This is a genomic window from Pantoea anthophila, assembly GCF_006494375.1.
GTDB lineage: Bacteria > Pseudomonadota > Gammaproteobacteria > Enterobacterales > Enterobacteriaceae > Pantoea > Pantoea anthophila.
In genome coordinates this window covers 1-26,940 of the sequence record NZ_VHIZ01000016.1, presented here as the reverse complement: position 1 = coordinate 26,940, position 26,940 = coordinate 1, and the positions used below count along the sequence as shown (strand labels likewise).

Sequence of the window (26,940 nt, the reverse complement as noted above, 5' to 3'; positions counted from 1 at the left end):
CCCGACATTATCTTTTGCTGAAACTGATTAGGGCCGCCACGCCTGTGCCCATAAACGCAGATTTTCGCCTGTCAGCATCCAGTCTCGCCGGACGATGGCCTGCAATTCTCTGCCCATTTTTGCGCTGGCGTCGGGATCGGCCAGATGCATGCGGATAGCTTCGCGCCAGTCGATAAATTTGTTATTGACCCGCGTGACCGGCAGATCATCCTGCTGGTAGCAGGCCACGTTGCTGCAGATAACCGGCACGCCGCATGCACCATATTCCAGTAACCGCAGATTACTTTTACAGGCGTTGAATATGTTGTCTTCGACAGGTGCCAGCGCCAGGTCCAGATTCAGTGCCGCCAGTGCGGCCGGGTAAAGAGGCAGATCGACGCCACTGTGAATTTCGTGCACATAGGGTCGAAGTTTATCCGGGCACATGCCCATAAACACCCATTCAACCTCTCCCGAGAATTCCCGCACGATGTCAAAAATCATCTCAAGGTCGCCCCGATGGCTGATCCCTCCGGCCCAGCCCACACGCGGTTTCCTGCCCTGATTGCGCAGGGATTGCAGTGTGCCCCAGGCTTCTGACGGCAGGCGGTTTTTTACGACAACGATATCCGGATGCATATCCCTCATCGCTTCCGCCAGTGGGGCTGTCGACACCACAAAGCGGTCAAAGAAGCTCAGGCTCTTGCGTATTAATTTTGCCGTCTCCTGCTTGTACGCCTGACGACCATGATGCTTCATAGGGAGGTTAATAATGTAGTCATCCAGCTCGAACACTTTAAAGACGTTGTGTAGTTTACCGACCCGTTCCATCCAGGTGTGAAAAGCCGGTGAATAGCGACGCTGAATAATCAGACTGTCCGGTCTGAACTGCCCCATTTCACTTAACGTCAGCAGCGTCATGCCGCTACTACCCTGAGCGACGCCCTCCGCTATCATCGCTTTAAGCGGTTGGGTAATACGGTAGTGACCGCAGCCGTAGATATCGGCATTGTGCGCCAGGAATGAAGGCAGATTTTCTGCCCTGAGTGGCTGCCAGCTGAACTCATCATTTCTTAATTCAAAATGCCGGCTTCTCAGGGAGAGATTCGGGTTATAGGCAGGATCGCTGGCGATGACCGGCATCCATTGCGCGTAGACCTTATCTTCTTCCAGTTGCTTTAATTTCGTGGAGGCGTGTACCGTTTCATCCGGGAAAGGACTTTTGCGGGCAGCCGGCCGATGCAGTCGGGCATAGGGGGTCCAGACTGTCAGATACCCTTGCTCGCGCGCCTTCAGGCAGAGATCAACATCGCCATAAAGACGTTTGTTGTCGTCAAATCCTCCCAGCTCGTCAAAGACAGATTTACGCATCAGCACCAGATCGCCAGACACCGCGCTGTAATTCTGATCGAGATGCATGCGTCCCAGATAATTGGGTTCATTATCATCGTTGCCACGGAAAACCTCACCGACCGCTCCGTTAACACCGAGAACATAGCCCGCATGACGAATTTTATTGTCAGACGAAAGATGTTTTGCGCCTGTGGCAAACACTTCCGGCCTCTGCCCATGATTAAGAAGATTGTCGAGCCACTCGCCATCAGTAACCGCCATTTCACAATGCATAAACAGCAGATAGTCACCCACGGCCAGTTCAGCGGCACGATTCGCCATGGCACCGTGACTGAATCCGCCGTCGAACATCACCGTTTTTATCCGTTGAGGATCGACGCTGCCAATATCGGACAGCCATCTATCCCGCTCAGGCGTTCCCTGGTTATCGCAGATAATGATCAGTTCATAGCGGTGATAGGTGGTTTTCTCGAGCAGCGTGGTGACACAGCTAATCAGTGAGGCAAGGTGCCAGTTCGCCAGGATAATGATCGAGACGACCGGCTTATCAGGATGGTTATACCGTAAGCGGTAATTGAAAAATTTATCTAACGCCGCCCGCCCATCGGGATAGCCACGGTTCTGCAGATGGCGTTCAAGAATGGCCACATCTTCCAGGATAGATCGGCTTTTAAGCTGCCCTGTCAGCAGCGGCTCAGCCACGTGACCGATGGCCTCGAAACCCTGAGACTCAATCAGTTTAACAATAAGATCAAACTCAGCTGATGACGGATAGTCAGCATCCAAGCCCCCCGCCGCTAAAAGTAATTCGCGCCGGAACAGCCAGTGTTGCGCCATTGTTTTCGGTGAACTGAGTAAGAGATCGAGATTCAAATCAGGCCGGAAAGCGGCCCCCACGGGCGCATTATCAATATAGAAAAACTCATCCGCGTAAAGCGCCAGATAACTGTTTTGTGGGATCAGCCTGGCGCTGAGGGCGGTCATTCCTGAATCATGCATCGTGCAGGAGGCATCCAGAAACATCACCCAGTCATCGTGACGTGCGTCGATAATCTGATTGATCACGCTTATTCGAGTCTGCTGCGTCGCAGCATAGCATTCCGCGTCAGCGGCACAGTCCAGATCCAGCGTCACGATGACGGGTTCGAACCGGACTCCGGTTCTCTCACCTTGTCTGATTGAGTTAAGCAGCGTTTCCAGATCGGCGACATTCTCTTCCGTCACGGTGATGATCACCAACACGCTCACATCATGGGCGTTAGCGGCGGCCATATCCGTTAACCTGTTTTGCTGCATGGCATCCAGCGTGCGCGAACGTCGCCAGGCTGCCAGCACATCCAGCGTAAAATTCTTTTGTTGCTCCTCCGCCAGATTTCTCAGACTAAAGTGATCGGGCTGATCTAAACAGGCCACCTGCGCCAGATGGGGCGCATGGTCAGCCTCCCCGAACCAGCTCTCCTGACGGATTTGCTCATATAAATATTCACGACCGCTTGTAAAAAGCTCATCACTTTCGCGTTGATGAGGCTGGCGCTCAACATCTGAAGCACGCACGCAGCACAAAGGCGCAGAAAACCAGAGGAGATGAGTATGACTCAGAAGGCTGTAGCAGAAGGCCAGTGCCGGAATGGCCTGCAGTGCCGGATTACCCTGAGTAAGCAGCGCCTGGTCGATAAGGCTGGCGCTGATGTCGTCGCGGTAAAACAACGCTGCCGTCAGTTCTCCCGGCAGACTGTATGCTTTCAGCGTCTGATTACGCAGAAAATCTCTGCCATTGATAATGAGATTTTCCTGGCTCAGGGCGGAAGTGGAGAGAAGCCCGTCAAGCCGTTCACCCTGTGGCCCCACCCGCTCACGCCGTGTCAACGCGACCCGGCAGTCAGGAAAGGCTTTCAGTCCAGCAACGCATGTTGAGATATTGTCAGGCTTAAGGAGATCGGCATCAGAGAGAAACTTGATATATTTTCCACGGGCAGCACTAACCGCTGCCTCCAGAAGCTGAACGACCGTACCTTCTGTTTTTAAATAGCGGATAACATCGCCGTGCCGGGGAAGATACCGTTGCAGCGTCTGATGAATGAATTGCGCGTCACTGTAATCAGCCACAATGATTTCGATCGGCTGATAATCCTGATTGAGCGCGCTCTCCAGCGCCTCAGTAAACCAGGTGGCAACGTCTGCGGTAATGATGATGCTGACAAGGTCTTGTTGATGCATTTTGCTCTCTCTCACTGACTCCTCTTAGTCACAGCCGGCTAAGAGCAGCGCATATTTTGCTTTAGCATAGGCTTTGTGCCTGGGTTCAATCGGTGAAGTAAAAGAGCAAAAAGGGCCCATTCTGTCAGAACAGCCAGGCGCTTCTGTTTTACGCCCATAAAAAAACCCCGCCGAAGCGGGGTTTTTGCATCCATTCCTCAGGGGAATGATTAGCCCTGCAGCAGAGACAGAACCTGCTGTGGAACCTGGTTCGCTTTCGCCAGCACGGAGTTACCTGCCTGCTGTACGATCTGCGCTTTAGACATGTTTGAAACTTCAGTTGCGTAGTCAGCATCCTGAATACGAGACTGTGCAGCTGACAGGTTAGTGGTGGTGTTGCTCAGGTTAGTCACGGCTGAGTTCAGACGGTTCTGAATCGCACCCAGTGAAGAACGGAACTTATCCACGCTTGCAATCGCATCATCCAGCTTAGCCAGTGGGTTAGCTGATGCACCTGAAGTCAGGCTGGACAGGCTCATGTTAGTCGTGTCCAGTTTGAACGCTGCGGTGCCAGTAGTGGTTGAGGTATCAGCTGACTGTGGATCTACAGCAACATAGAAAGTTTTAGCATTTGCAGCGCCGCTCGCGATGTCAAAGCCATTTGCTTTCAGGTTGTTGGTTTCAGCATCGCTTGCTGAAGTTACGGTGACTTTAGCAAACATTTTGCCGTTGTCATCTTTGTAGACGGTACCAGAGTCTACAGCCACACCTGAAGCAGCCACACCCAGACGGGTAGACAGCTCATTAGCAGTTGATTCAACAACAGTTGCGCCAGTTACGTTAGTGGTAGAACCGTAAGCAGCTTTGAACTCAGTTGCGCCAGCTGCAGTCGGGGTGCCAGCAGGACCGTTGACGTTGAAGCTGTCCAGACCCAGGGTCTTGGAGTCGATTTTTTTCAGGTCGATAGTGATGGTTTCGCCATCGTTAGCGCCAACCTGGATGTTCATTTTGCCGTCTTTAGCCAGCACGTTCACGCCGTTGAACTGAGTCTGACCAGAAACGCGGTCAATCTCGTCCAGACGTGATTTGATTTCGTCCTGGATTGAAGATTTGTCAGAATCTGAGTTAGTACCACTTGCAGCCTGAACAGTCAGTTCACGGATACGCTGTAAGTTGTTGTTGATTTCTGACAGCGCGCCTTCAGTAGTCTGCGCAGCAGAGATACCGTCGTTGGCGTTACGGGCAGCCTGAGTCAGACCTTTGATGTTAGAGGTGAAACGGTTGGCAATCGCCTGACCAGCAGCGTCATCTTTCGCGCTGTTGATACGTAAACCAGAAGACAGACGCTCCATTGAAGTAGACAGAGCTGACTGGTTCTTGTTGATGTTGTTCTGAGTGATCAGCGAGAGGCTGTTGGTGTTAATGACTTGGGCCATGATAAATTTTCCTGTTAATCAAGTCTTTCGGTTAAGGTGTGGGCTTCAACCCGCCGGCTTCAGCGCCGTCAAAGTTGTTATCGTCTGCCGTCAAACAACCTTTAGAATTTTTTTAGTACCAGGCGAAATTTTTTGCTTCTGCCTGTCACGTTTGAGGTTATCGCCACCCTTTCCGACTTCTTTAGACCTGATTCATTAATTTTCTAACCGCTGAATTACCCTTCTCTATAGTGCCTGTTTAACTCATTACACTAAGGCAAATACCTTTAAACTTTCCGCATTCAAGGCCGATAACCCAGGTATTCATTTTCCCTGTCGACCTTATAAAGGAATTAACATGGCTAGTATTTCCAACCTTGGTGTGGGTTCCGGCCTGCCACTCAGTACCATGCTTGACAGTCTGCAGACCGCTGAAAAAGCCGCGCTGAAACCGATTTCTACCCAACAGTCAGCGTATACCGCTAAGCTCAGCGCCTACGCGACGCTGAAAAGCTCACTGACGACGTTCCAGACGGCGAACAGTAAGCTCAACAGCGCCGATCTCTTTACTGCAACGACGGCGACCAGCAGCTCCAGCGCATTCAGCGCCACCACTTCTGGCAGCACCGTGGCGGGTAAATACTCTATCAGTGTTACTCAGCTGGCACAGGCACAGGTCCTGACCTCAGCGGTGCAGAGCAGCAACACCGCCGCGCTGGGTGACAGCTCCGCGTCCAGCCGCAGCATTGCCATTACCTTGAAAGATGGCACCAGCAAAAGCGTGACGCTGACCAACGAACAGACCTCCCTGACCGGTATGCGTGACGCCATTAACGGTGCCAGCGCTGGCGTCACTGCCAGTATCATCAAAGTTTCGGATGGCAGCTTCCGCCTCTCTGTCAGTGCGAATAAAACCGGCAGCGATAATGCGGTATCAACGATTGCCGTGACCGGAGATGACACGCTGCAGGGGATCGTTGGCTACGACGCCTCCGCCAGCAGCAATGCGATGACGCAAAGCGTTACCGCGCAGAACGCTAAACTGACGGTAAACAACATCGCGATTGAGAACAGCAGCAATCAGATCAGCGATGCGCTGGAAGGAATTACCCTGAATCTTACCGCGCAGACGGTAGGCGACCAGACGCTAACCATTACGAAAGACACGTCAAAAGCCTCAAGCGCCATCAGCACCTGGGTCGACGCTTACAATACGTTGCTGGATCAGTTCAACACGCTGACCAAATATACCAAAGTCGACACCAACAGCGATGCGCAGGACTCCAGCAATGGCGCCCTGCTGGGTGACAGTACCTTACGCACCATTGAAACCCAGCTGAAGAGCATGCTGACCAATGCGCAGAGCTCATCCGCCTACAAGTCACTGGGTCAGATTGGTGTCACCACGGACCCTACGACTGGCTCACTGAAGCTGGACTCCACCAAGCTGAGTGCAGCCCTGGATAAAGATGCCGCTGGCGTCAAAGAGATGATCGTCGGTGATGGTAAGACCGGCATCAGCGCGAAGATAGACAACAAACTGACTGAATGGCTGGCCTCTAAAGGGATTGTTCAGGCCGCGACCGATGGCGTAAGTAAAACACTGAACAACTTAACCGCCCTTTATAACACCACCAGCGACCGCATCGACGCAGATATCGCGCGCTATAAAACGCAGTTTACCCAGCTGGATCTGGCGATCAGTAAACTGAACTCAACCAGTACCTATCTGACGCAGCAGTTCGATACGTCAAGTTCTTCTGAAAAATCATAGGAGTGACCATGTACACCGCTACAGGCACCAAAGCCTATGCAAAAATTGGCGTCGAAAGTGCCGTGATGAGCGCCAGCCAGCAGCAGCTGGTCGTGATGCTGTTCGACGGCGCACTGAGCGCGCTGATCCGCGCCCGTCTGTTTATGCAGGATGGCAATATTGAAGGTAAAGGCACCTCAATTTCTAAAGCTATCAATATTATCGAAGCTGGTCTGAAAGAAGGGCTTGCTGAAAACAGTGGTGACGAACTGGCAGATAACCTGCTGGATCTTTACAACTACATGACGCGTCGCCTGCTGCAGGCCAACCTGCACAACGATGTTGAAGCGGTCGGGGAGGTCGAAGGCCTGCTGCGCAACATCGCGGACGCGTGGAAAGAAGTGGTTCAATCTAACCTGATTCAGGACGCCGTTTAATGACTACTGCACCGCATCTGATTGCCGTTTACCAACAGTTACTCGATCTCAGCCAGGGCATGCTGCGTCACGCAGCACAGGGCGAATGGGATGAATTGATCAGCAGGGAGATGGAGTATGTCAGCGCGGTGCAGAATTTAGCCCAGTCGACAGATAAGGCCTCGCCGTCGGCGCAGACGCAGGAGCAGCTGCGCCCGGTGTTGCGGCATATCCTGGATAACGAAAGTGAAGTGAAACGTCTGCTGCAGGCGCGGATGGATGAGCTGGCCGCGCTGGTGGGTCAGAGCAGCCGCCAGAAATCTGTCATGTCCGCCTATGGTAACCAGGGCGGTGTGGTGATGGTGCCCCGCGAAACCCTCTCCTGATCCCCTGCTCTGCCACGCCGCCAGATTTATTTTTCTGCGCGGCGTCTCTTTTCTGCCGCTTACTCCATACTTGATTTTCATCATCCCCCCTGGAGAGCGGTACATGCAAAACCCAACGTTATTACAGTTTTTCCATTGGTATTACCCGGATGGCAGCAAACTGTGGCCTGAAGTCGCCGATCGCGCGGCGTGGCTCAGCGAAACTGGCATTACGATGGCGTGGTTACCACCGTGTTACAAAGGGGGTTCGGGTGGTTATTCTGTCGGTTACGACAGCTATGATCTTTTTGACCTGGGGGAATTCGATCAGAAAGGCGGGGTTGCCACCAAATATGGCGACAAACAGCAGTTACTGGCCGCCACAGAGGCGCTGCGCAGCCATAACATCGGGGTGCTGCTCGATGTGGTGGTGAACCACAAAATGGGCGCGGACGAGAAAGAGGCGATCAGCGTTAACCGCGTCAATCCGGACAACCGCGATGAAATTGACGATGAGGTCGTCGAGTGTGAAGCCTGGACGAAATTCACCTTTCCGGCGCGCGCCGGGGAGTATTCGAAATTCATCTGGGATCACAAATGTTTCAGCGGCGTAGACCACATCGAAAATCCGGACGAAAACGGTGTGTTCAAAATCATCAACGATTACACCGCGGAAGGCTGGAACGACCAGGTGGATAACGAGCTGGGTAATTTCGATTATCTGATGGGAGCCAACATCGATTTCCGCAACAATGCGGTCAGAGAGGAGCTGAAATACTGGGCGCGCTGGGTGATGGAACAGGTTCCCTGCACCGGTTTCCGCCTGGATGCGGTAAAACATATCCCGGCGTGGTTCTACAAGGAGTGGATCGACCATATTCAGGAGGTGGCTGAAGAGCCGATGTTTATCGTCGCTGAATACTGGTCGTTTGAAACGGAGAAGCTGCAGGAGTATGTGCATCAGGTGGAAGGCAAGACCATGCTGTTTGATGCCCCGCTGCATATGAACTTCCATCAGGCGTCAACCGCAGGCAGTGCCTACGATATGAGCCAGATTTTTGCCAATTCTCTGGTGGTCGCTGACCCGTGGCACGCCGTGACTATCGTGGCGAACCACGATACTCAGCCGCTGCAGTCACTTGAGGCGCCGGTTGAAGCCTGGTTCAAACCGCTGGCCTATGCCCTGATCCTGCTGCGTGAACAGGGCGTGCCAACCGTTTTCTATCCTGACCTGTTCGGCGCGACGTACGAAGATGAGGGGGGCGACGGTGAAACGCACAAGATTGAGATGCCGGTGATCCCGGAACTCGAAGGCCTGATCCGGGCGCGGCAGCAGTATGGCTGGGGTGTTCAGACCGACTACTTTGATCATCCCAACTGTGTCGCCTTCAGCCGCAGCGGCACGGAAACCCAGCCGGGTTGCGTGGTGATTATGTCAAACGGTGATGCGGGTGAGAAAAGCGTGCCCATGGGTGAAGGCTTTGCCGGTAAGATGTGGCGCGACTATCTGGGTAACCGTGAAGAGACAATCACCGCCGATGAGCACGGCACCGCAGTGTTTGCCTGCAACGGCGGCAGCGTCAGCGTCTGGGTAGTGGCGGACTGATTTTTTGCTGACCTCAGTATGAAGCCCCGGCAGTCAGAGCATCAGGATGGCTCTGCCCTGCCGGGGCTCTTTTACAGCTGGCGTTATGACTGAGCGTTGTGCTCGGTAATCGATGTACGCAGTAACTGGGGTTCGATATTCTGGATCACCGTGGCTTTAGGTTGCTTTGCCATCTCCTTCAGCGCCTGCTGACACTCAACCGTCGGACGGGCCACTTTCCGCAGCGTCAGGCCGTCGTAGTTAAGCTCGCCACTGTCGACATCCAGCGGCATCACACGCAGCTGACGCGTCACGTTAACGTAGTCGCCATTCAGTCGGGTCAGCTTGCCGGGCTTGGCGATCACCCGCTGCCACTGACGGCAATCCAGCGTGCTGCCATCCGCATTAATAATGATGCTGCCTGTCGCCTGGCCGCTAATCAGACCGCTCTGCGGTCCGACGGTTTGCCAGTTGCCCTGCAAATCGGCGGGTGCCGGGGTCTGCACCGCATTTTCATAATCGTTGATTTGCGCACAGCCACCCAGTGCCAGCGCCGCAATCAGCATCCACTTTTTCATGTTTAATCCCTAAAATCGCGTTAATGGCGGCTACGTTATAATTTTTTCCCCGCGCTGCGCAAGATATCTGACGGTTCGGGCTGCTGCTTCCCCCGGATTGCACCCTATTTCTCACCTTATCCGTTACCTGGCGTTCCCGGCGCGGCTGTCTGCGGGCGGCCACCGCCGCGACATTCCGGCGCGACGGTGCCTGACAACCGTAAGACAACCCGTTACACTGGCGCGCTGCAACAGACTTTCAGGAACAGAATGATGAAAACCCCAGAAGCCTACTACGCGCAGGCACGCGAGATGTTTTTTACCGCCCACCCGGACTTTCAGGCTGCCCTTGATGAACTGACTGAGAGCGATGCCCGCGCGGCCAATCTCTCGCTGCGAGAGCTGCGCGAATGGCATGCTGAACGCATCTATGCGGCCTTCCTGCGTCAGAAGAATCTGGATGGCATGATTTTTTCTATCCAGCTCGCTGAGCCGGATAAAGCGGTGGCGGCTGAAGCTATCGAGGCTTATCTCAAATCGCATGCTGCGTCACTGGGGATGAGCTGGGAAGAGTTCTGCATTAAAAACGAGCTCTGATTAAGGCGACCTCTGAAGACGCGTGCCGGTTAATCTTCTTCAGAGGTCAGTTTCACCCTGCCCGCGCGCTCAGGGGGTCCTGCCCTTCACCTCAACATAACTGGCCACGGCCAGCAGACGATTAATGTGGGTCAGCAGCAGATCAACATCGGACTGCATAAATTCGGCTGAAGAGCGGGAGGCGGTGACAATCGCATCCTGTACGGTTTCGGTAATGGTCAGGGAGTTATCCTGTTTTGCCTGTACCAGCAGCGCCGCAACCAGCAGCGACTGGGCTTCAATCTGAGCGGTCAGCTCTTTAGCATCCACATCCATTTTCGCCAGCTTAAGCAGAATATCGATTACCAGTTGTCGCATCGCGCAGGCCTCCTGAAGAGTAAGCCGCCATTATGTCGCGATGCGCGCGCATTTTTCCAGCTGAAGATGGCGGCCCGGACGGCATAAAAATTTGCGTCAAAACCGGCGCGCAACCTTGCTACTGTTTTTATTTACAGTATTATAGATCAGCGATTTTGCCCTGAATGGATTGCCATCATGTTTGTTGAATTGATTTATGACAAGCGCAACGTTGCCGGTTTACCGGGTGCTCGCGAGATGATTCTTGAGGAGCTGGAAAAGCGGGTGCATCGGGTCTTTCCTGACATTGAAGTTAAGGTTAAGCCGATGGAGCGTAATGCGATTGACACAGATTTGAGTAAGAACGATAAAGCGACGGTTGCGCGTATCGTGGAAGAGATGTTCGACGAAGCGGAAATGTGGCTGGTGGCCGATTAATCCCTGATCGGCCACCGCATCAGTTAGCGGGAGAGAAATCAGCTCTCCTGCTCACTGTGATTAATTTCAATCTCAATATCCTGAATGGCGGCATCCAGGTCGTCCAGCAGTTTACCCTGTTTGTTGAGCAACGCATCGATTCGGTCAGCGTTGGTCTTGTCTTTATATTCACCGGCATCAAAGGCTAACCAGTGGCTGGAGAGGGTTTCAGTGTTGGTCTGCGCATAGTGGCGCATCTCTTTCAGCTGCGACGTTACGTCACGCAGATAATCGTTTTTGGTCTTGGTTTCGGTTGAATCGCTCATGCTAATTTTCCTTCTGGTCAGTTTTCCAAAGTGATTAGGCTTTGCGGTTCATCAACCAGCCAATCAGCGGGCCTGCATTCAAGATAGAAAATGTCGCCCGGAGATTTAAACGTAGTCGATAATAGCGAAGCCGCCCTAGGAATAATCGGAAGTTACGGCTATTGCCCCGTTTCGGCCGAAGGTAAATCGCCCTCTTTTACCACCTCTTTGACTTTGTTGACCGTTTTATCTGCTGTGCGATCGGGCAGCGCATCAAGCTTATGCTGCAACGCCGCAACCTGATCCGTGAGCAGATCGACTTTGTCCTCACGGCGGGCGGCGATCACCCGGTAATCCGCCCGGATCTCCTCCACCCGTTTATTTGCGGTGTTGCTGACATAGAGAAAAATGATGGTCATCAGGATGCAGATCATCGAACAGCTCAGCAGAATTCCGCCGAGAATCACTTTTCGCCGGTATGTCAGAACGGTCAAAGGACTATTTATCGGTGTCATCGCTGCGATCCTCCAGAGTTGAGATAAGCCGATCAATTTCATTACGAAACTTATCGTTCTGATCGGTTTCGGTCATAGCCAGTAAAATACCCACTGCGTTTTTGATTAACCGGAGATCGGTTTCAAGCGTGGCAATACGCCGCAGATTTCTGTCGTGCCGTTCGCGTAACTCATCATTCTCCTCCCGTATCAGCGCATTGCTCTCTTTCAGCAACACTACCTGCTCTTTGTAACTGGTAATAATTTCGCCGCCTGCCCGATTACTGGTCACGATTGAGGCGATACCCGCCAACAACGGTTTCCAGAAAAGTGCTGCGGCGCCCCCACCCAGAACTAACGCACCCATACTGGTAATCAGACTACTTTCCATGCCACACCCCTTTTTCCGGTAAGGTCTCTGGAACTCACGGCATGCTTAACAGCCACCTTTTCCCCCACGAATTTAAGATTGCTTAAATAACAGGTTTAAGTATACTTAAGTCACTCTTAACCAAAAAGTCAAGCAGATGAAAAACGAAACCCTGGGTGATCGCATCCGACTCCGACGCAAGTCACTGCAGTTAACGCAGAAGCAGCTGGCGCAGCAGGTAAACGTGTCCCATGTGGCCGTTTCACAATGGGAAAAAGAGGAGACTCTGCCGCGTGGCGAAAACCTGCTTCGGCTCTCTGAAGCACTGGGCTGCGCACCGGCCTTTCTGATAGAGGGTGATGGTCCTGTTTTCAGCGAAAGTGCCTGGGCCGGGCTGCACCAGATTCCTTTGCTGGCGCAGCGCGATGTGGCGCAATGGCTGAGTGATGTCGGTTCTGTCCGGCAGGATCGTCTGATGCATAACGATATGGCGCTGTCTCAGCAGAGTTTTGCCCTTCGGGTAGAGGATCAGTCGATGGCACCGGCGATTCTGCGCGATGATGTGGTGATTATCGATCCCAGCCTGTCACCGCAGCCGGGCGACAGCGTGCTGGCGCTACAGCAACAGGTCGCTCTGCTGCGAACCTGGCGTCAGCGAGGCAGTGAAGAGGGTGTCACGCAGTTTGAACTCGCGCCGGTCAATATCAATTTTCCTGAGCTGCACTCCCGGCGCGATAACCTGAAGCTGATTGGTACACTGGTCGAACTGCGCCGCTTTCGTCAGCCATAAAAAAACCCGCCGGGTGCGGGTTATCGGTTCTGCATTTAACCGTGGTGGCAATATGTCGGGAAATCAGAGTGCGTCGGTCAGCCGATCGACAACCACATTACCCTGCAGGTCGGTCTGCATAATCCGGTAGCTGACCGGCCATGAGCGGCGGGTTGTGAGTTTATCGAACAGCGTGACGTCGCCCTTTTTAACCCCTTCGCGGTTAACAATAATCCACTCGGTGACCTCTTCCTGACCCCGATTTCGCAGGCTCAGCGACCGCTGCTCGATTAACTGGTCTTCCGCTTCAATTTTTAAATGATCTCGTAACATAATCTCTATCTCCTGGTAACGCAGCTCACTATATGCCTTTTGTTAATCAGTTCAATCGAATTTTTTAATCGAAGTTACTGACAGCCTGGTGCTGGAGTTGCCCGCAGTGAAGAGAGCTCCTTTCACGTCGATGTCTCTGACAGGGCCGGAGGCGAGATCTCAGCGCTGGTCTAGACTTACAGCACTGGGAACCAAAAGGAGCGAATGATGTTTAAGCACAAAACGAACGAAGAACGTAAGCATGAAGGTGAGGTGAGCAAGAGTCTGCCGGAAGCAGCGCCGCACGCGGGCAACGCTTATGAGGAAGATGATCACCCTGCGACGGATGCCCCAAAAGATCACGGGGAAGTGCCGCGAAAAAATGATGACAGCCAGGATGATAAAAAAGATCCTTTCAAAGCGCAGTAACTCCTGTGAGGCGCGTCCTCCGGGCGCGCTGGTCTGTCACGCTCTCTGTCGCCCTCCCCACTGTAATTGACCGCTGAAGATTAACGCGTCTGATGCGCTGCCCGCTTTCCCCCTTCTCTTTACGACGCCTTAACAGCACACGAATATCGTGATGCAGCCGGATTATCATTGTGTAATTCGCTATTATCTGTCCGGAATGACAGGGAACTGATTTCTTTGTCACGACGCAGAGCGTCAGCAACGATGAGAGTATATGGAATGAAAAAAAGCGTTATTGCCCTGAGCCTGATTCTGCTGAGCGGATGCGTGGACATGGGACGCGTCGGACTGCATCCTCAGGTAAAAATGGCGTATTTTGACGGGCATCCCTGGCAGCTTGAGTCCTGCCTGAGTGAGGCGGCACAGAATCGGCAGCTTTACCTGGCTCAGGATGATCCGCTGCCGGGAGGAACAAAAAGATTTAACCTTGAACAGGATGGCGAAACGGTCGCGTGGGTCGAGATTGACAGGTTTAGCCGCAACCAGACCAGTGCCACCTTCTACGCTGACCCGAAGGCATCTGACGTTCAGGCCGCGATTTCAGATATGGTCACAGCGTGCCGGACATCACGATAGTCTGATAGCCTGGCCTTGATCATGGCGTTTGCACGCAGGCATCATGTGCCGCTCTTTGTCCGATGCTGACCACCGGAAGCGGCGACATGCTAACAGAGGCGGTTGTGGCAGCCCGGCTTACTCCGCCTGTACACAATCGTAAGATCCGCGTATCCGAATCTGATTCTGGCTGGTTCGGACGATTTCAGCCCTGAGCTCTGCTTTCCCCGCGCGCGTTGTCTGCTCTAAATCAACCATGCCCGGCGCCCGGGCGTTTTTAGCCCGCAGCTTTACCGTTGCGTTTTCGTAATCCCCCTTCTCCTTACTGAACGTCACTCTCTGCGTTTTCGCACGTTCGCCATTGACGGAGAACCAGTGATTCTTATCCGCTTTCAGATAGAACGGCCCGCACTGCGTGGCAGAGAAGGCGGGGGCTGACAAGGCGAACAGATAGGCTATCAGGGTAACTCTTTTATTCATAATGCTGGCGTCCTGCTGGAGCGAAGGGAAACAGAGCAGCGATACAGGAGAAAGCGCGTTTCCTCCCTCGCCGCCCGGGATGTGAAGGAGTATAGCGAAGGATGGCGCGATTGCTGATGCCACCGTTCTCAGCCCCACCCTTCTGTGCAGACTTGGGAGGGCGATCCGTTATGCGACCTCAACCTTCACACGCTGTTTTTACCCGTCCAGCCGGTTCAGCTTTGCTACACCTGCATATTCATAATCTCGCTGTACGCCGAGACCAGCTTGTTCCTGACCTGAATCCCCATCTGCATGGAGATAGAGGATTTCTGGAGATCGACCATCACATCATTCAGCGCCACGCCGGGTTTCCCCATCTCAAAATCCTGCGCCTGGGTGCGTGCGGTCGTCTGCGTTTCGCTGATCTTATCCAGTGCGGCCTTCATGGTTGCACCAAAGTCGATCTGATTTGTGGCTTCACTGCTGCGGTTGCTGGCCTGCAGTGAGGTGACCTGAAGCTGCTGGAGTACGCCGTCAATAGCCTGAATAGACATGAACGATACCTTATAAAAGAGGGTGGGATTTTTTCTGTGGGCAAAAGTTAACACGTTGTCAATGAGACAAAGGCGCTAAATGACAGCAAAAAACCTACCTTATCCACGCATCGAATTTTGCTTATCACCTAATAATGCCTGGCATTGAAGTGGAAATTTTATCTACGCAGGTCAGGGAGTCTGTTTTGCCATCTCAACTTACCCGGTCAATTACGTCAGGCAGGAATCGGTCATGAATGCGAGTACAGCCGCCACACCAGATCAAGAAAAGAAAGGCATCGGTGACCTGCTCGCTCGCCTGCGCGCCAATCCGCGTATTCCTCTTATCGTCGCCGCCGCCGCCGTTATCGCGATCGTCATCGCGATGGTGCTGTGGGCAAAACAGCCCAGCTACAGCGTGCTTTACAACAACCTCTCTGATGAAGATGGCGGGGCTATCGTCACGCAGCTGACGCAGATGAACATCCCCTATCGCTTCGCTGAAAACGGCGGCGCACTGATGGTGCCTGAGGCTAACGTGCACGAGCTGCGTCTGCGTCTGGCTCAGCAGGGTCTGCCGAAAGGCGGCTCGGTGGGGTTTGAACTGCTCGATAAAGAGAAGTTCGGCATCAGCCAGTTCAGCGAGCAGGTTAACTATCAGCGCGCGCTGGAAGGCGAGCTGGCCCGCACGATCGAATTACTCGGCCCGGTCAAAAGCGCCCGTGTCCATCTGGCGATGCCAAAACCGACCCTGTTCGTGCGTGAGCAGAAAGCCCCGTCTGCCTCTGTCACCTTAACGCTGCAGCCTGGCCGTGCGCTCGATGAAGGCCAGATTCAGGCCATCGTCCATATGGTCTCCAGCAGCGTCGCCGGTTTACCGCCGGGCAACGTGACGGTCGTTGATCAGACTGGTCGCCTGCTGACCCGCTCCGACTCAGTCGGGCGCGATCTGAATGATGCACAGCTGAAATATGCCTCTGAAGTGGAAGCGCGTTATCAGCAACGTATTGAAGCGATTCTGAACCCTATCGTGGGCCAGGGCAACGTGCATGCGCAGGTCACCGCGCAGATCAACTTCGATACCAGCGAGCAGACTGACGAGAAATATCAGCCTAACGCGAATCCGTCGAATACGGCGATCCGTTCGCGTCAGACCAGCACCAGCGATCAGTCGGGCAGCCCGTATCCGGGTGGCGTGCCGGGCGCACTCTCTAACCAGCCTGCGCCAGCTAACTCAGCGCCGGTCACAACGCCAAATAACAATGCGGCCAATGGCCAGAACGCCAATGGTCAGAATGCTAACGGACAGAACAACGCCGGCCAGACCACCAGCACCGCCACAGCCAGCGCGACGCCGACCAACTCACGTCGTGATGACACCGTGAACTACGAGCTGGACCGCACCATTCGTCATACCAAACTCAACGTGGGTGACGTACAGCGGCTTTCCGTTGCGGTGGTGGTGAACTTCCGTACCGACGACAAAGGCAAAACGGTCGCGCTGAATGAAGCGCAGCTGAAGCAGATTGAAGATCTGACCCGTGAAGCGATGGGTTACTCCCAGACGCGTGGCGACAGCATCAACGTGGTGAACTCGCAGTTCAACTCGACTGAGCCGGTGAGCACCGACCTGCCCTTCTGGCAGCAGCAGTCCTTCTTTGATCAGCTGATGAGTGCGGGTAAATGGCTGTTGATTGCACTGGTGGCCTTCATTCTCTACCGCAAGATGGTGCGTCCGCATCTGGTGCGTAAGCAGGCTGCCGAGAAAGCCGCCGCCGAAGCCGTTGCCGCCCGCGCCACGCAGCAGGAAGAAGAGGAAGCCTTTAGTGTGCAGCTCAGCAAAGATGAGCTGGAGCAGGAACGTAAGTCTAACAACCGCATGAGCGCAGAAGTGATGAGTCAACGCATCCGCGACATGTCAGAAAACGATCCGCGCGTTGTTGCGCTGGTGATTCGCGAATGGATGAGTAAAGAGCTATGAGTCTGACCGGAACTGAAAAAAGCGCCATCCTGATGATGACCATTGGCGAAGAGCGCGCCGCGGAAGTGTTTAAACACCTGAACCAGCGCGAAGTGCAGCACCTCAGCGCCGCGATGGCCAGCATGCGTCAGGTGTCACACAAGCAGCTGACCGAGATACTGCGTGAGTTCGAAACCGACGCCGAGCAGTTTGCGGCGCTGAGCCTGAACTCCAACGAATACCTGCGCTCGGTGCTGACCCGTGCGCTGGGCGAGGAGCGTGCCGCCAGTCTGCTGGAAGATATTCTCGAAACGCGGGAAACCACCAGCGGAATGGAAACGCTCAACTTTATGGAGCCGCAGGCCGCTGCCGACCTTATTCGCGACGAGCATCCTCAGATCATCGCCACCATCCTGGTTCACCTCAAACGGGGTCAGGCGGCCGATATTCTGGCGCTGTTCGACGAGCGTCTGCGCCACGATGTGATGCTGCGTATCGCGACCTTTGGTGGGGTGCAGCCTGCCGCGCTGGCCGAGCTGACCGAAGTGCTGAACGGCCTGCTGGATGGCACCAACCTCAAGCGCGCGAAGATGGGCGGCGTGAGAACCGCAGCCGAGATCATCAACCTGATGAAAACCCAGCAGGAAGAGGCGGTTATCGAAGCCGTTCGCGACTTCGATGGCGAGCTGGCGCAGAAAATTATCGACGAGATGTTCCTGTTCGAAAACCTGGTGGAAGTGGACGACCGCAGCATCCAGCGCCTGTTGCAGGAAGTGGAGTCCGAGCAGCTGCTGGTCGCACTGAAAGGGGCCGAACAGCCGCTGCGCGAGAAGTTCCTCAAAAACATGTCAGCCCGTGCGGCCGACATTCTGCGCGACGATCTGGCCAACCGCGGTCCGGTGCGGATGTCTGCTGTAGAGAACGAACAGAAAGCAATCCTGCTGATTGTTCGCCGCCTGGCCGAATCTGGCGAGATGGTGATTGGTGGTGGCGAGGAAACTTATGTCTGATGCATTTTCTGCCCGCCCATGGCAGCTGTGGCAGCCTACCGATCTGGGTCGTTTTGATGAGCCTGAACCGGAGGCACTGCCGGAGATCGCTGAATCTGACGACGGCGTTGATGAGCAGCAGCAGCAGCTTGAACGTCTGCAGCAGCAGATGCGCAAAGAGGCGCAGGGTCAGGGTTACAACGAAGGCTTTCAGCAGGGCGTCACCGAAGGCCAGAAAGCGGGCTACGATGCCGGTTTTCAGCAGGGTCTGGCCGATGCTCAGCAGCAGCAGGCTCCTCTGCAGGCGCGGATGTCCCAGCTAGTGACCGAGTTTCAGAACACGCTGGAATCACTGGACAGCGTCATCGCTGCCCGCCTGATGCAGCTGGCGCTGGAAGCCGCGCGCTCGGTGATTGGCCAGGCCACCACGGTGGATGGCACCGCCCTGCTGCGTCAGATTCAGGGTTTACTGCAACAGGAACCGATGTTCAGCGGCAAACCTCAGCTGCGCGTGCACCCTGACGATCTGCAGCGCATTGAACAGACCCTGGGTCCGACGCTGGATCTGCACGGCTGGCGGCTGATCGCTGACAGCACCCTGCACCCTGGCGGCTGCAAACTCAGCGCGGAAGATGGCGATCTGGATGCCAGCGTGGCGACACGCTGGCAGGAACTCTGCCGCCTCGCCGCACCGGGAGAAATCTGATGACGACCCGTCTGAACCGCTGGCTGGGCTCGCTGGACGCCTTTGAAAAACGCATTTCCCAGGTGCAGCCGGTACGCCGTTATGGCCGTCTGACCCGCGCCACCGGCCTGGTGCTGGAAGCCACAGGCTTACAGCTGCCGCTGGGCGCAACCTGCATCATTGAACGCAACGATGGCAAAAACATCAGCGAAATCGAAAGCGAAGTGGTGGGATTCAACGGTCAGAAGCTGCTGATGATGCCACTGGAAGAGGTGGACGGCATTTTACCCGGCGCGCGGGTCTATGCGCGCCAGAGCGGCGACAATCCGCAGGCGGGCAAACAGCTGATGCTGGGCCCCGAACTGCTGGGCCGCGTACTCGACGGCAGTGGCCGACCGCTGGATGGTCTGCCATCACCGGATACCGGCTATCGCGCCCCGCTGATCACGCCGCCTTTCAACCCGCTGCAGCGTACGCCGATTACCGACGTACTGGATACCGGCGTGCGTGCCATTAACGCCCTGCTGACGGTGGGTCGCGGGCAGCGTATGGGCCTGTTTGCCGGTTCAGGCGTGGGTAAAAGCGTGCTGCTTGGCATGATGGCGCGCTACACCAAAGCGGACGTGATCGTGGTTGGCCTGATTGGCGAACGTGGTCGCGAAGTCAAAGATTTTATCGAGAACATTCTCGGGGCTGAAGGTCGCGCCCGTTCGGTGGTCATCGCCGCCCCGGCAGACGTTTCACCGCTGCTGCGTATGCAGGGTGCTGCCTACGCGACCCGTATCGCGGAAGATTTTCGCGACCGCGGCAAGCATGTGCTGCTGATCATGGACTCCCTGACCCGCTACGCCATGGCGCAGCGTGAAATTGCCCTGGCGATCGGCGAACCACCGGCAACCAAAGGCTATCCGCCTTCCGTGTTCGCCAAACTGCCTGCGCTGGTTGAGCGTGCCGGTAACGGTATCGACGGCGGCGGTTCCATCACCGCGTTCTATACCGTTCTGACCGAAGGTGACGATCAGCAGGACCCGATTGCCGACTCCGCGCGTGCGATTCTCGACGGCCATATCGTGCTGTCGCGCCGGCTCGGTGAAGCGGGTCACTATCCGGCCATTGATATTGAAGCGTCGATCAGTCGTGCGATGACCTCGCTGATCGATGAGAACCACTATGCTCAGGTGCGCCAGTTCAAGCAGTTGCTCTCCAGCTTCCAGCGTAACCGCGATCTGGTCAGCGTAGGGGCCTATGCCGCCGGCAGCGACCCGATGCTGGATAAAGCCATCCGGCTCTATCCGCAGATGGAAGCTTTCCTGCAGCAGGGCATCTTTGAGCGCAGCGATTATGACGACGCCAGCCTGCATCTCCATGCGCTGTTTGGCGCCTCAACCTGATTAACGCGAGGTAATGGCTATGAAAACGGCAAATGCTATCGATACGCTGCGCGACTTAGCGGAGCAGGATCTCGAACGGGCCGCCATCTATCTGGGCGATATGCGCCGCGGCCAGCATGCCGCCAACGAGCAGCTGACGATGCTGCTCGACTATCAGGATGAATATCGCAACAAACTTAATGATGACATGTCGAGCGGCATTGCCAGCACCCGCTGGACTAACTATCACCAGTTTATTCAGACGCTGGAAAAAGCAATTGAGCAGCACCGTAATCAGCTTAATAACTGGAATCAGCGCCTGGAGCAGGCGCTGATCAACTGGCGTGACAAACAGCAGCGACTGAACGCCTATCAGACCCTGATCACGCGGGCAGCGGAAAATGCATTACGACAGGAAAACCGTCTCGACCAGAAACGGATGGACGAATTTGCCCAACGGGCCGCATTGAGGAGAGGCGAATGATTACGCTGCCAAACATTGCCATGAAAGCGACGGCTAAAACCGACGCAGAACCATCAGTCGCAACCGACGCTGCGGCAGGGTCAGATGCCCTGCCACAGGACTTTCTGACCGCGCTGGGAAACCAGCTGCTTGGCCTGGCAAAACAGCAGGGAAAAGCGGCGCAATCCGCTGACGCCAAAGCAGAAATGGCCGATGAGCGTCGACCGGCTTCTCCGCTCAGCGCGCTGCTGGCAACACGGGATAATCCTGCTGCCCTGGCTGCCCTGCTGAAACCGGAAAATATTAAAGCTGGGTCAAAATCAGCCGATGATAAAGAGAGCCTGGACGCGGCATCCTTAAGCGCCAGCGAGCTGCAGAATGTGCAGGCGCTGTTCGCCATGTTGCCGGGTGCGGCTACGGCGACAGCCAGCGCGCCACCGCCCGTCAGCAGTGAATCGGGTGAGGTAATCAGCCAGAGCGACGGCGGCCGTAAAACGCTGACCGCGCTGACGCAGATGCTGAACACGACACCGGAGAACAGCTCATCGCAGAGCACTGCACCGGGTAAAGATGAGAAGCACGAGATAAAAGGTGCGGCGCTGAACGCGCCTGCGGCGAGCAACGCGGCGAGCCAGAGCAGCAGCACCGCGCAGAGCAGCAACAGCAGCCTGAACCTGGCCTCAGACAGCCATTTCCAGCAGGCACTGAGTGCGATGATGAAGCAGGATGATCAGGCCGCGACGCACAGCAGCGCCAGCGACAGTGGTCTGAACATCAGCGGCCCGATTACGAGCGCCAGCACCCTGCCCGCGCCGGTGACCGCGTCAGCGACCAGCAGCACCCCCTCAACGCCGATGCTGAATGCGCAGCTGGGCAGCGACGAGTGGCAGCAGGCGCTGAGTCAGCAGATTGTGATGTTCAGTCGCAACGGCCAGCAGAACGCGGAGTTGCGTTTACATCCGGAAGACCTCGGCGCTATCCAGATCAGCCTGAAACTGGATAACGACCAGGCACAGATTAGTCTGGTTTCCAGCCACAGCCACGTCAGATCGGCGCTGGAAGCCGCGATACCGCAGCTGCGCAGCGCGCTGGCAGAGAGCGGTATCAACCTGGGCGAGAGTCAGGTGAGCAGTGACAGTTCCGCGCAGAGCCAGAGCTTCCAGAATCAACAGGAGGCGCGCCGCGACGGACAGCATGGCCGCTTCTCCCTCCCCCAGGACAGTGACACCGACATTACGCCGATTGCCGTCCCCGCCGCCCTTCAGGCTCGCGTCAGCGGTAACAGCGCCGTCGACACTTTTGCCTGACAGCGATAAACGCTGAAGGTAAGCGTAAAACCCGCGTCTATTCTGCCCATTGGTTTGACTTAAGACGCGGGATAATCTGTCCCGTGAGCCGAGAGGCTTGCCCATAATTCACAGGAAGTAACTGCAACCATGTCTGATAACGCGAAAGCTAAAGGCCGCAAACGTAAACTCTTAATACCGGTGTTGCTCATTGTGACGCTGGCCGCTTGCAGCGTGGCAGGCTATGCAGTCTGGCGAATGATGAACAAACACGAGGGCGATAAGCCTGAGGTGGCGAAAGTTGAACCGCCTCCCGCTCCGGTCTTTTTTGCACTTGATACATTTACGGTTAACCTGGTCAATCCCGACAACGATCCTGACCGCGTGCTTTACGTAGGCTTTACCCTGCGTCTGGCCGATGAGGATACCCGTCGTCGGATGAATGACTATCTGCCTGAGGTGCGCAGCCGTCTGCTGCTGCTGCTCTCGCGTCAGAGTGCTTCGGCCCTGGCGACAGAGCAGGGAAAACAGGCGCTTGTTGAACAAATTAAACAGGCGCTGACACCTCCGCTGGTGAAAGGTCAACCTCCGCAGGCTGTAAACGACGTGCTGTTTACCGCCTTCATTTTGAGGTGAATCAATGGGCGATAGCATTCTCTCCCAGGCTGAAATTGACGCCCTTTTAAACGGCGACAGTGGCAGCGCGGAAGAAGAAAAGAAACAAAGCGGGCCGGAAGGCGATATTCGTCCTTACGACCCGAACACCCAGCGCCGCGTGGTGCGCGAGCGTTTACAGGCGCTGGAGATCATTAACGAGCGTTTTGCCCGTAGTTTCCGTATGGCGCTGTTTAACCTGCTGCGCCGTAGCCCGGATGTCAGCGTCGGGGCGATCAAGATTCAGCCGTATCATGAGTTTGCCCGCAATCTGCCGGTGCCAACCAACCTGAACCTGATCCACCTGAAACCGCTGCGCGGCACCGCGCTGGTGGTGTTCTCACCCAGCCTGGTCTTTATCGCCGTTGATAACCTGTTTGGTGGCGACGGACGGTTCCCGACCAAGGTCGAGGGCCGTGAGTTCACCCATACCGAGCAGCGGGTGATTCGCCGCATGCTGAAGCTGGCGCTGGATGGTTACAGCGACGCCTGGAAGGCGATTTATCCTCTGGACGTCGAATACGTACGTTCAGAGATGCAGGTAAAGTTCACCAACATTACCACCTCACCGAACGATATCGTGGTTAACACGCCGTTCCAGGTGGAGATTGGTAACCTGGTGGGTGAGTTTAATATCTGCATCCCGTTTTCAATGATTGAACCGCTGCGCGAGCTGCTGGTGAACCCACCGCTCGAAAACTCCCGCCAGGAAGATAACCACTGGCGTGACAACCTGGTCAAACAGGTGCAGCACTCTGAGCTGGAACTGATCGCTCACTTTGCCGAAACCTCGCTGCGTCTGTCACGGATCCTGCAGCTGAAACCCGGCGATGTGCTGCCGATTGAGAAGCCGGAACGCATTATCGCCCATGTCGATAGCGTCCCGGTTTTAACCAGCCAATATGGCACGATGAACGGCCAGTATGCGCTCCGTGTCGAACACCTGATTAACCCGATTTTGAATTCGCTGAACGAGGAACAGCCCCATGACTGACAGTAATAAACCGTCTGACGATATCTCTGCGGACGATCTGTGGGCTGAAGCGATGAATGAGCAGGTCGGCAGCAGCAGCAGCGCGCCGCAAACCGATGACGTCTTTAAGTCATTCGATAGCCCGAATGTGGCAGGCTCACTGCAGGACATCGATCTGATTATGGATATCCCGGTGAAGCTCACCGTGGAACTGGGCCGCACCAAGATGACCATCAAAGAGCTGCTGCGTCTGACGCAGGGTTCCGTGGTGTCACTGGATGGCCTGGCGGGTGAACCGCTTGATATCCTGATTAATGGCTACCTGATCGCTCAGGGTGAAGTCGTGGTCGTGAACGACAAATATGGCGTTCGCATCACGGATATCATCACCCCGTCTGAACGTATGCGTCGTCTGAGTCGCTGAATATGACCAGCCAGAATCAAACGCTGCAACCGGCTGCACCTCAGGCCCAGGCGATCTCCACCGGCTCGATGCTGGCTCAGGTCAGCAGCGTATTAGCGTTAATTATTTTACTGATTCTGGCCTGCGCCTGGCTGGCACGCCGTGTCGGCTTCGCGCCGAAAAAGGTCAGCAGCCAGGAGCTGAAGCTCACAGCCAGTGTCTCCGTGGGCCAGCGTGAGCGGGTGGTGATTGTGGATACCGCCGATGCCCGTCTGGTGCTGGGCATCACCGCACAGCAGATTACTCACCTGCACACCCTGCCGCTGGGTGAACCGGCGTCAGTGACGCCGGTCAACAGTGCACCACAGGATTTTCGTCAGCTGTTACAGAACCTGGTTAAACGTCCCGGAAAAAACCCATGATGCGTCGACTGCTTCCTTTACTGCCACTCCTGTTACTGGCACCGGTTGCCCATGCCCAGCTGCCGGGCCTGGTGAGTCATTCGCTGCCTAACGGCGGTCAGAGCTGGTCGCTGCCGGTGCAGACGCTGGTCTTTATCACGGCGCTGACCTTTATTCCGGCGGTGCTGCTGATGATGACCAGCTTCACCCGTATCATCATTGTGTTTGGTCTGCTGCGTAACGCGCTGGGCACGCCCTCTGCCCCGCCGAATCAGGTGCTGCTTGGCCTGTCGCTGTTCCTGACCTTCTTTATCATGGCGCCGACCTTTGACCGGATTTATCAGGATGCCTATCTGCCCTTCAGCCAGGACAAGATCAGCATGGATGTGGCGATTGAGAAAGGCGCCCAGCCGCTGCGTGATTTTATGCTGCGCCAGACGCGTGAAGCAGACTTAGCCCTGTTTGCCCGGCTGGCAAACGTGGCACCGATTGCCGGTCCGGAAGCCGTGCCGATGCGCATTCTGCTGCCGGCTTACGTGACCAGCGAGCTGAAGACCGCGTTCCAGATTGGCTTTACCGTCTTTATCCCGTTTCTGATCATTGACCTGGTCGTCGCCAGCGTGCTGATGGCGCTGGGGATGATGATGGTGCCGCCCGCGACCATCTCACTGCCGTTTAAACTGATGCTGTTTGTTCTGGTCGATGGCTGGCAGCTGCTGGTCGGTTCACTGGCGCAAAGCTTCTACTCCTGATCCCCTTTTCTTCCCGGAGCAACACATGACACCCGAATCAGTAATGGTAATGGGACAGGAAGCGATGCGCGTCGCCCTGATGCTGGCCGCCCCGCTGCTGCTGGCTGCGCTGGTCAGCGGCCTGCTGATCAGCCTGATCCAGGCGGCAACCCAGGTCAACGAACAGACCTTATCCTTTATTCCCAAGATCCTGGCGGTGGCGACCACCGGGATTATTGCCGGCCCGTGGATGCTGAATCTGCTGCTGGACTATATCCGCACCGTCTTTACTAACCTGCCTTACATCATCGGCTGATGATTACTCTCGACAGCAGCCAGCTGGTTCAGTGGGTCAGCCAGTTCTTCTGGCCACTGGTGCGTATCATGGCGTTGTTCGCCACCGCACCGATCCTCAGTGAACGTTCCGTCAGTAAGCGTGTCAAAATCGGACTGGCGGTAATGATCACCTGGCTGCTGATGCCGCTGCTGCCTGCTGTTAATGTCACGCTCTTTTCCCCTGCCGGATTCTGGCTGCTGATCCAGCAGATGCTGATTGGCATCGCACTGGGCTTCACCATGCAGTTTGCCTTCGCAGCCGTGCGCTGCGCCGGGGAAGTGATTGGCCTGCAGATGGGTCTGTCGTTCGCCACCTTTTTCGACCCCGGCAGCCGTCTGAACATGCCGGTGCTGGCCCGCTTTCTCGACATGCTGGCGATGTTACTGTTCCTGACCTTTAACGGGCACCTGTGGCTGATGTCGTTACTGGCGGACAGTTTTCATACCCTGCCGATTGGCGGTCACCCGCTGAATGCCAATGCTTTTATGGCGCTGGTGAAATCGGGCGGATTAATTTTCCTTAATGGCATGATGTTAGCGCTGCCCTTAATCGTTTTGTTACTCATGCTAAATCTGGTACTGGGTTTGTTAAACCGCGTTTCACCACAGTTATCGATCTTCGCAATCGGCTTCCCGATTACCTTATCAGTCGGAATTTTAACCATCAGCCTGCTGATGCCCCTTCTCGCCCCGTTCTGTGAGCATTTGTTCGGTGAAGTATTTGATTTACTCGCCCTGTTCCTGACAGAACTATCCCGAACCTGAACATTAACTTTCTAACTATCTTTCCATCACCACACTTAAGTATCGCAAAACCATCCGTGCATTTTCCGAACCATGTTTTCCAGAATGCAACTAAGGATATTCTGATAAATGTGCTGAGAGTCTGAAAATAATTCTTATTAAACCGGGCTTCGCGTATTTTAGTTGGGTGGTTCACAGAAGCTCTCAGACTGTGAATGTGCAGGCAAATCGGTCAAACCATTGAAATTGCGAAGAAAAAAACTTTAACGAATTTTTCTTGTTAAAAAATGTTTTTTCCGGCATTGTCAACGCACGCTGAGACATCACACTTTCGTAAAACAAATGTTTTTGAGAATTGTCCTATCAGAAAACTCCGGGTTTTCAGGGATAGTGACAAGGCTCCCAAAAATTGAGTAATACTTAACCTCCGGCATTTCACTGGCACTCCCCGCCACAGTCGGAGAATGTGTGACGTCAGGGCAGCACAAATTTTTTGCAGAACGGGTCAGGGATGAAGACTTTTACGGGCGATTGCCTGTTACCACACTGCACGAGCAGAATAAAAAAGTACCTAAGAAATCTCTCTCGTATCGCAACGCGTATTCATCGTTGATTTAAACGGATAACAAATTGGTGAGGGTCGCTATTATGCCAACTATTATTATGGATTCCTGCAACTACACACGCCTGGGATTAACAGACTACATG

33 protein-coding genes are annotated in these 26,940 nt (G+C 55.0%); 23 read left to right on the top strand and 10 right to left on the bottom strand.

Annotated features, from left to right (window positions below):
• Nucleotides 1-27: 27 nt before the first annotated feature.
• Together FJW00_RS02035 and FJW00_RS02030 are read right to left on the bottom strand one after the other, a co-directional pair.
• On the bottom strand, nt 28-3,549 hold the full coding sequence (locus FJW00_RS02035) for a glycosyltransferase (protein WP_140922961.1): 3,522 nt from the start codon (nt 3,547-3,549) through the stop codon (nt 28-30).
• A 209-nt stretch (nt 3,550-3,758) separates the two neighbouring features.
• Nucleotides 3,759-4,964: a FliC/FljB family flagellin gene (locus tag FJW00_RS02030; protein WP_140922959.1), complete on the bottom strand. Its 1,206-nt coding sequence runs from the start codon at nt 4,962-4,964 to the stop codon at nt 3,759-3,761.
• A gap of 337 nt (nt 4,965-5,301) precedes the next feature.
• On the opposite strand from FJW00_RS02030, the gene fliD reads away from it, so the two are divergent.
• The 4 genes from fliD to amyA all read left to right on the top strand — a co-directional run bounded on the left by fliD (nt 5,302) and on the right by amyA (nt 9,083).
• Entirely contained in the window at nt 5,302-6,717 is a 1,416-nt protein-coding gene (gene fliD, locus FJW00_RS02025) for a flagellar filament capping protein FliD (RefSeq protein WP_140922958.1), read from the top strand.
• Between the two features lie 8 nt (nt 6,718-6,725).
• The gene (fliS, locus tag FJW00_RS02020) at nt 6,726-7,133 is read left to right on the top strand and encodes a flagellar export chaperone FliS (protein WP_009089611.1); all 408 of its coding nucleotides are present in this window, start codon (nt 6,726-6,728) and stop codon (nt 7,131-7,133) included.
• Nucleotides 7,133-7,498, top strand: coding sequence for a flagella biosynthesis regulatory protein FliT (gene fliT, locus FJW00_RS02015; protein ID WP_009089609.1), 366 nt, complete (start codon nt 7,133-7,135; stop codon nt 7,496-7,498). The genes fliS and fliT overlap by 1 nt, the downstream gene beginning before the upstream one ends.
• Before the next feature lie 103 nt (nt 7,499-7,601).
• A complete protein-coding gene (gene amyA, locus FJW00_RS02010) occupies nt 7,602-9,083 on the top strand; it encodes an alpha-amylase (protein WP_140922956.1) in 1,482 nt (493 codons plus the stop codon).
• 83 nt (nt 9,084-9,166) lie between these two features.
• Here amyA and yedD read toward each other — a convergent pair whose 3' ends face one another.
• Nucleotides 9,167-9,640 carry a lipoprotein YedD gene (yedD, locus tag FJW00_RS02005; protein ID WP_140922955.1) on the bottom strand — a complete coding sequence of 158 codons (474 nt, stop codon included), beginning with the start codon at nt 9,638-9,640 and terminating at the stop codon, nt 9,167-9,169.
• Nucleotides 9,641-9,892: 252 nt separating this feature from the next.
• On the opposite strand from yedD, the gene FJW00_RS02000 reads away from it, so the two are divergent.
• On the top strand, nt 9,893-10,216 hold the full coding sequence (locus FJW00_RS02000; protein ID WP_009089604.1) for a DUF6388 family protein: 324 nt from the start codon (nt 9,893-9,895) through the stop codon (nt 10,214-10,216).
• Between the two features lie 69 nt (nt 10,217-10,285).
• On the opposite strand, the gene iraP is transcribed toward FJW00_RS02000, so the two are convergent.
• A complete protein-coding gene (gene iraP / locus FJW00_RS01995) occupies nt 10,286-10,573 on the bottom strand; it encodes an anti-adapter protein IraP (RefSeq protein ID WP_009089602.1) in 288 nt (95 codons plus the stop codon).
• A 177-nt stretch (nt 10,574-10,750) separates the two neighbouring features.
• On the opposite strand from iraP, the gene FJW00_RS01990 reads away from it, so the two are divergent.
• A complete protein-coding gene (locus FJW00_RS01990; protein ID WP_009089600.1) occupies nt 10,751-10,990 on the top strand; it encodes a DinI-like family protein in 240 nt (79 codons plus the stop codon).
• 38 nt (nt 10,991-11,028) lie between these two features.
• Here FJW00_RS01990 and FJW00_RS01985 read toward each other — a convergent pair whose 3' ends face one another.
• The 3 genes from FJW00_RS01985 to FJW00_RS01975 all read right to left on the bottom strand — a co-directional run bounded on the left by FJW00_RS01985 (nt 11,029) and on the right by FJW00_RS01975 (nt 12,159).
• Entirely contained in the window at nt 11,029-11,295 is a 267-nt protein-coding gene (locus FJW00_RS01985; RefSeq protein WP_140922954.1) for a hypothetical protein, read from the bottom strand.
• 158 nt (nt 11,296-11,453) lie between these two features.
• Nucleotides 11,454-11,789 (bottom strand): hypothetical protein, encoded by a 336-nt coding sequence (locus tag FJW00_RS01980; protein WP_033736205.1) that lies wholly within the window; start codon nt 11,787-11,789, stop codon nt 11,454-11,456.
• Entirely contained in the window at nt 11,773-12,159 is a 387-nt protein-coding gene (locus FJW00_RS01975) for a hypothetical protein (RefSeq protein WP_009089595.1), read from the bottom strand. Before FJW00_RS01975 ends, FJW00_RS01980 begins: the two co-directional genes overlap by 17 nt.
• A 136-nt stretch (nt 12,160-12,295) precedes the next feature.
• Between FJW00_RS01975 and FJW00_RS01970 the strand changes: the two genes are divergently transcribed.
• Entirely contained in the window at nt 12,296-12,928 is a 633-nt protein-coding gene (locus tag FJW00_RS01970) for a helix-turn-helix domain-containing protein (RefSeq protein ID WP_009089593.1), read from the top strand.
• 63 nt (nt 12,929-12,991) lie between these two features.
• Here FJW00_RS01970 and FJW00_RS01965 read toward each other — a convergent pair whose 3' ends face one another.
• Nucleotides 12,992-13,240, bottom strand: coding sequence for a hypothetical protein (locus FJW00_RS01965; RefSeq protein ID WP_140922953.1), 249 nt, complete (start codon nt 13,238-13,240; stop codon nt 12,992-12,994).
• Nucleotides 13,241-13,447: 207 nt separating this feature from the next.
• On the opposite strand from FJW00_RS01965, the gene FJW00_RS01960 reads away from it, so the two are divergent.
• On the top strand, nt 13,448-13,648 hold the full coding sequence (locus FJW00_RS01960; protein ID WP_140922952.1) for a hypothetical protein: 201 nt from the start codon (nt 13,448-13,450) through the stop codon (nt 13,646-13,648).
• Nucleotides 13,649-13,906: 258 nt separating this feature from the next.
• Nucleotides 13,907-14,263, top strand: coding sequence for a hypothetical protein (locus FJW00_RS01955; protein WP_009089587.1), 357 nt, complete (start codon nt 13,907-13,909; stop codon nt 14,261-14,263).
• A gap of 117 nt (nt 14,264-14,380) precedes the next feature.
• Here the strand turns inward: FJW00_RS01955 and FJW00_RS01950 are convergent, their stop codons facing one another.
• On the bottom strand, nt 14,381-14,722 hold the full coding sequence (locus tag FJW00_RS01950; RefSeq protein ID WP_140922950.1) for an STY1065/STY2022 family phage-derived protein: 342 nt from the start codon (nt 14,720-14,722) through the stop codon (nt 14,381-14,383).
• Between the two features lie 224 nt (nt 14,723-14,946).
• Nucleotides 14,947-15,258 carry a flagellar hook-basal body complex protein FliE gene (gene fliE / locus FJW00_RS01945; protein ID WP_009089566.1) on the bottom strand — a complete coding sequence of 104 codons (312 nt, stop codon included), beginning with the start codon at nt 15,256-15,258 and terminating at the stop codon, nt 14,947-14,949.
• Between the two features lie 232 nt (nt 15,259-15,490).
• Between fliE and fliF the strand changes: the two genes are divergently transcribed.
• From fliF to FJW00_RS22835, 14 genes are all read left to right on the top strand, one after another.
• Nucleotides 15,491-17,218 carry a flagellar basal-body MS-ring/collar protein FliF gene (gene fliF, locus FJW00_RS01940; RefSeq protein ID WP_140922949.1) on the top strand — a complete coding sequence of 576 codons (1,728 nt, stop codon included), beginning with the start codon at nt 15,491-15,493 and terminating at the stop codon, nt 17,216-17,218.
• On the top strand, nt 17,215-18,207 hold the full coding sequence (gene fliG, locus FJW00_RS01935; RefSeq protein ID WP_009089561.1) for a flagellar motor switch protein FliG: 993 nt from the start codon (nt 17,215-17,217) through the stop codon (nt 18,205-18,207). Before fliF ends, fliG begins: the two co-directional genes overlap by 4 nt.
• The gene (fliH, locus tag FJW00_RS01930) at nt 18,200-18,892 is read left to right on the top strand and encodes a flagellar assembly protein FliH (RefSeq protein WP_046102078.1); all 693 of its coding nucleotides are present in this window, start codon (nt 18,200-18,202) and stop codon (nt 18,890-18,892) included. Before fliG ends, fliH begins: the two co-directional genes overlap by 8 nt.
• Nucleotides 18,892-20,262 carry a flagellar protein export ATPase FliI gene (gene fliI, locus FJW00_RS01925; protein ID WP_009089558.1) on the top strand — a complete coding sequence of 457 codons (1,371 nt, stop codon included), beginning with the start codon at nt 18,892-18,894 and terminating at the stop codon, nt 20,260-20,262. Before fliH ends, fliI begins: the two co-directional genes overlap by 1 nt.
• A gap of 19 nt (nt 20,263-20,281) precedes the next feature.
• A complete protein-coding gene (fliJ, locus tag FJW00_RS01920) occupies nt 20,282-20,725 on the top strand; it encodes a flagellar export protein FliJ (protein WP_009089556.1) in 444 nt (147 codons plus the stop codon).
• Entirely contained in the window at nt 20,722-22,011 is a 1,290-nt protein-coding gene (locus FJW00_RS01915; protein ID WP_140922948.1) for a flagellar hook-length control protein FliK, read from the top strand. Before fliJ ends, FJW00_RS01915 begins: the two co-directional genes overlap by 4 nt.
• Nucleotides 22,012-22,140: 129 nt before the next feature.
• Nucleotides 22,141-22,626, top strand: coding sequence for a flagellar basal body-associated protein FliL (gene fliL, locus FJW00_RS01910; RefSeq protein ID WP_009089553.1), 486 nt, complete (start codon nt 22,141-22,143; stop codon nt 22,624-22,626).
• 4 nt (nt 22,627-22,630) lie between these two features.
• Nucleotides 22,631-23,638 (top strand): flagellar motor switch protein FliM, encoded by a 1,008-nt coding sequence (gene fliM, locus FJW00_RS01905; RefSeq protein ID WP_009089551.1) that lies wholly within the window; start codon nt 22,631-22,633, stop codon nt 23,636-23,638.
• Nucleotides 23,631-24,041, top strand: a complete 411-nt coding sequence (gene fliN / locus FJW00_RS01900) for a flagellar motor switch protein FliN (protein ID WP_009089549.1) — start codon at nt 23,631-23,633, stop codon at nt 24,039-24,041. Before fliM ends, fliN begins: the two co-directional genes overlap by 8 nt.
• A gap of 2 nt (nt 24,042-24,043) precedes the next feature.
• Nucleotides 24,044-24,442: a flagellar biosynthetic protein FliO gene (fliO, locus tag FJW00_RS01895; RefSeq protein WP_140922947.1), complete on the top strand. Its 399-nt coding sequence runs from the start codon at nt 24,044-24,046 to the stop codon at nt 24,440-24,442.
• Nucleotides 24,442-25,173, top strand: a complete 732-nt coding sequence (gene fliP, locus FJW00_RS01890) for a flagellar type III secretion system pore protein FliP (RefSeq protein ID WP_009089546.1) — start codon at nt 24,442-24,444, stop codon at nt 25,171-25,173. The genes fliO and fliP overlap by 1 nt, the downstream gene beginning before the upstream one ends.
• Before the next feature lie 25 nt (nt 25,174-25,198).
• Nucleotides 25,199-25,468, top strand: coding sequence for a flagellar biosynthesis protein FliQ (gene fliQ, locus FJW00_RS01885; protein WP_003854466.1), 270 nt, complete (start codon nt 25,199-25,201; stop codon nt 25,466-25,468).
• Nucleotides 25,468-26,253 (top strand): flagellar biosynthetic protein FliR, encoded by a 786-nt coding sequence (gene fliR, locus FJW00_RS01880; protein WP_009089544.1) that lies wholly within the window; start codon nt 25,468-25,470, stop codon nt 26,251-26,253. The genes fliQ and fliR overlap by 1 nt, the downstream gene beginning before the upstream one ends.
• 627 nt (nt 26,254-26,880) lie before the next feature.
• Nucleotides 26,881-26,940: hypothetical protein (locus FJW00_RS22835; protein ID WP_507236332.1), on the top strand; the 60-nt coding region annotated here is incomplete at its 3' end.

Bases quoted from the DNA above. Each gene is read 5' to 3' on its own strand.
- FJW00_RS02035 (WP_140922961.1), bottom strand. From the start codon at position 3,549: ATGCATCAACAAGACCTTGTCAGCATCATCATTACCGCAGACGTTGCC.
- FJW00_RS02030 (WP_140922959.1), bottom strand. From the start codon at position 4,964: ATGGCCCAAGTCATTAACACCAACAGCCTCTCGCTGATCACTCAGAAC.
- fliD (WP_140922958.1), top strand. From the start codon at position 5,302: ATGGCTAGTATTTCCAACCTTGGTGTGGGTTCCGGCCTGCCACTCAGT.
- fliS (WP_009089611.1), top strand. From the start codon at position 6,726: ATGTACACCGCTACAGGCACCAAAGCCTATGCAAAAATTGGCGTCGAA.
- fliT (WP_009089609.1), top strand. From the start codon at position 7,133: ATGACTACTGCACCGCATCTGATTGCCGTTTACCAACAGTTACTCGAT.
- amyA (WP_140922956.1), top strand. From the start codon at position 7,602: ATGCAAAACCCAACGTTATTACAGTTTTTCCATTGGTATTACCCGGAT.
- yedD (WP_140922955.1), bottom strand. From the start codon at position 9,640: ATGAAAAAGTGGATGCTGATTGCGGCGCTGGCACTGGGTGGCTGTGCG.
- FJW00_RS02000 (WP_009089604.1), top strand. From the start codon at position 9,893: ATGAAAACCCCAGAAGCCTACTACGCGCAGGCACGCGAGATGTTTTTT.
- iraP (WP_009089602.1), bottom strand. From the start codon at position 10,573: ATGCGACAACTGGTAATCGATATTCTGCTTAAGCTGGCGAAAATGGAT.
- FJW00_RS01990 (WP_009089600.1), top strand. From the start codon at position 10,751: ATGTTTGTTGAATTGATTTATGACAAGCGCAACGTTGCCGGTTTACCG.
- FJW00_RS01985 (WP_140922954.1), bottom strand. From the start codon at position 11,295: ATGAGCGATTCAACCGAAACCAAGACCAAAAACGATTATCTGCGTGAC.
- FJW00_RS01980 (WP_033736205.1), bottom strand. From the start codon at position 11,789: ATGACACCGATAAATAGTCCTTTGACCGTTCTGACATACCGGCGAAAA.
- FJW00_RS01975 (WP_009089595.1), bottom strand. From the start codon at position 12,159: ATGGAAAGTAGTCTGATTACCAGTATGGGTGCGTTAGTTCTGGGTGGG.
- FJW00_RS01970 (WP_009089593.1), top strand. From the start codon at position 12,296: ATGAAAAACGAAACCCTGGGTGATCGCATCCGACTCCGACGCAAGTCA.
- FJW00_RS01965 (WP_140922953.1), bottom strand. From the start codon at position 13,240: ATGTTACGAGATCATTTAAAAATTGAAGCGGAAGACCAGTTAATCGAG.
- FJW00_RS01960 (WP_140922952.1), top strand. From the start codon at position 13,448: ATGTTTAAGCACAAAACGAACGAAGAACGTAAGCATGAAGGTGAGGTG.
- FJW00_RS01955 (WP_009089587.1), top strand. From the start codon at position 13,907: ATGAAAAAAAGCGTTATTGCCCTGAGCCTGATTCTGCTGAGCGGATGC.
- FJW00_RS01950 (WP_140922950.1), bottom strand. From the start codon at position 14,722: ATGAATAAAAGAGTTACCCTGATAGCCTATCTGTTCGCCTTGTCAGCC.
- fliE (WP_009089566.1), bottom strand. From the start codon at position 15,258: ATGTCTATTCAGGCTATTGACGGCGTACTCCAGCAGCTTCAGGTCACC.
- fliF (WP_140922949.1), top strand. From the start codon at position 15,491: ATGAATGCGAGTACAGCCGCCACACCAGATCAAGAAAAGAAAGGCATC.
- fliG (WP_009089561.1), top strand. From the start codon at position 17,215: ATGAGTCTGACCGGAACTGAAAAAAGCGCCATCCTGATGATGACCATT.
- fliH (WP_046102078.1), top strand. From the start codon at position 18,200: ATGTCTGATGCATTTTCTGCCCGCCCATGGCAGCTGTGGCAGCCTACC.
- fliI (WP_009089558.1), top strand. From the start codon at position 18,892: ATGACGACCCGTCTGAACCGCTGGCTGGGCTCGCTGGACGCCTTTGAA.
- fliJ (WP_009089556.1), top strand. From the start codon at position 20,282: ATGAAAACGGCAAATGCTATCGATACGCTGCGCGACTTAGCGGAGCAG.
- FJW00_RS01915 (WP_140922948.1), top strand. From the start codon at position 20,722: ATGATTACGCTGCCAAACATTGCCATGAAAGCGACGGCTAAAACCGAC.
- fliL (WP_009089553.1), top strand. From the start codon at position 22,141: ATGTCTGATAACGCGAAAGCTAAAGGCCGCAAACGTAAACTCTTAATA.
- fliM (WP_009089551.1), top strand. From the start codon at position 22,631: ATGGGCGATAGCATTCTCTCCCAGGCTGAAATTGACGCCCTTTTAAAC.
- fliN (WP_009089549.1), top strand. From the start codon at position 23,631: ATGACTGACAGTAATAAACCGTCTGACGATATCTCTGCGGACGATCTG.
- fliO (WP_140922947.1), top strand. From the start codon at position 24,044: ATGACCAGCCAGAATCAAACGCTGCAACCGGCTGCACCTCAGGCCCAG.
- fliP (WP_009089546.1), top strand. From the start codon at position 24,442: ATGCGTCGACTGCTTCCTTTACTGCCACTCCTGTTACTGGCACCGGTT.
- fliQ (WP_003854466.1), top strand. From the start codon at position 25,199: ATGACACCCGAATCAGTAATGGTAATGGGACAGGAAGCGATGCGCGTC.
- fliR (WP_009089544.1), top strand. From the start codon at position 25,468: ATGATTACTCTCGACAGCAGCCAGCTGGTTCAGTGGGTCAGCCAGTTC.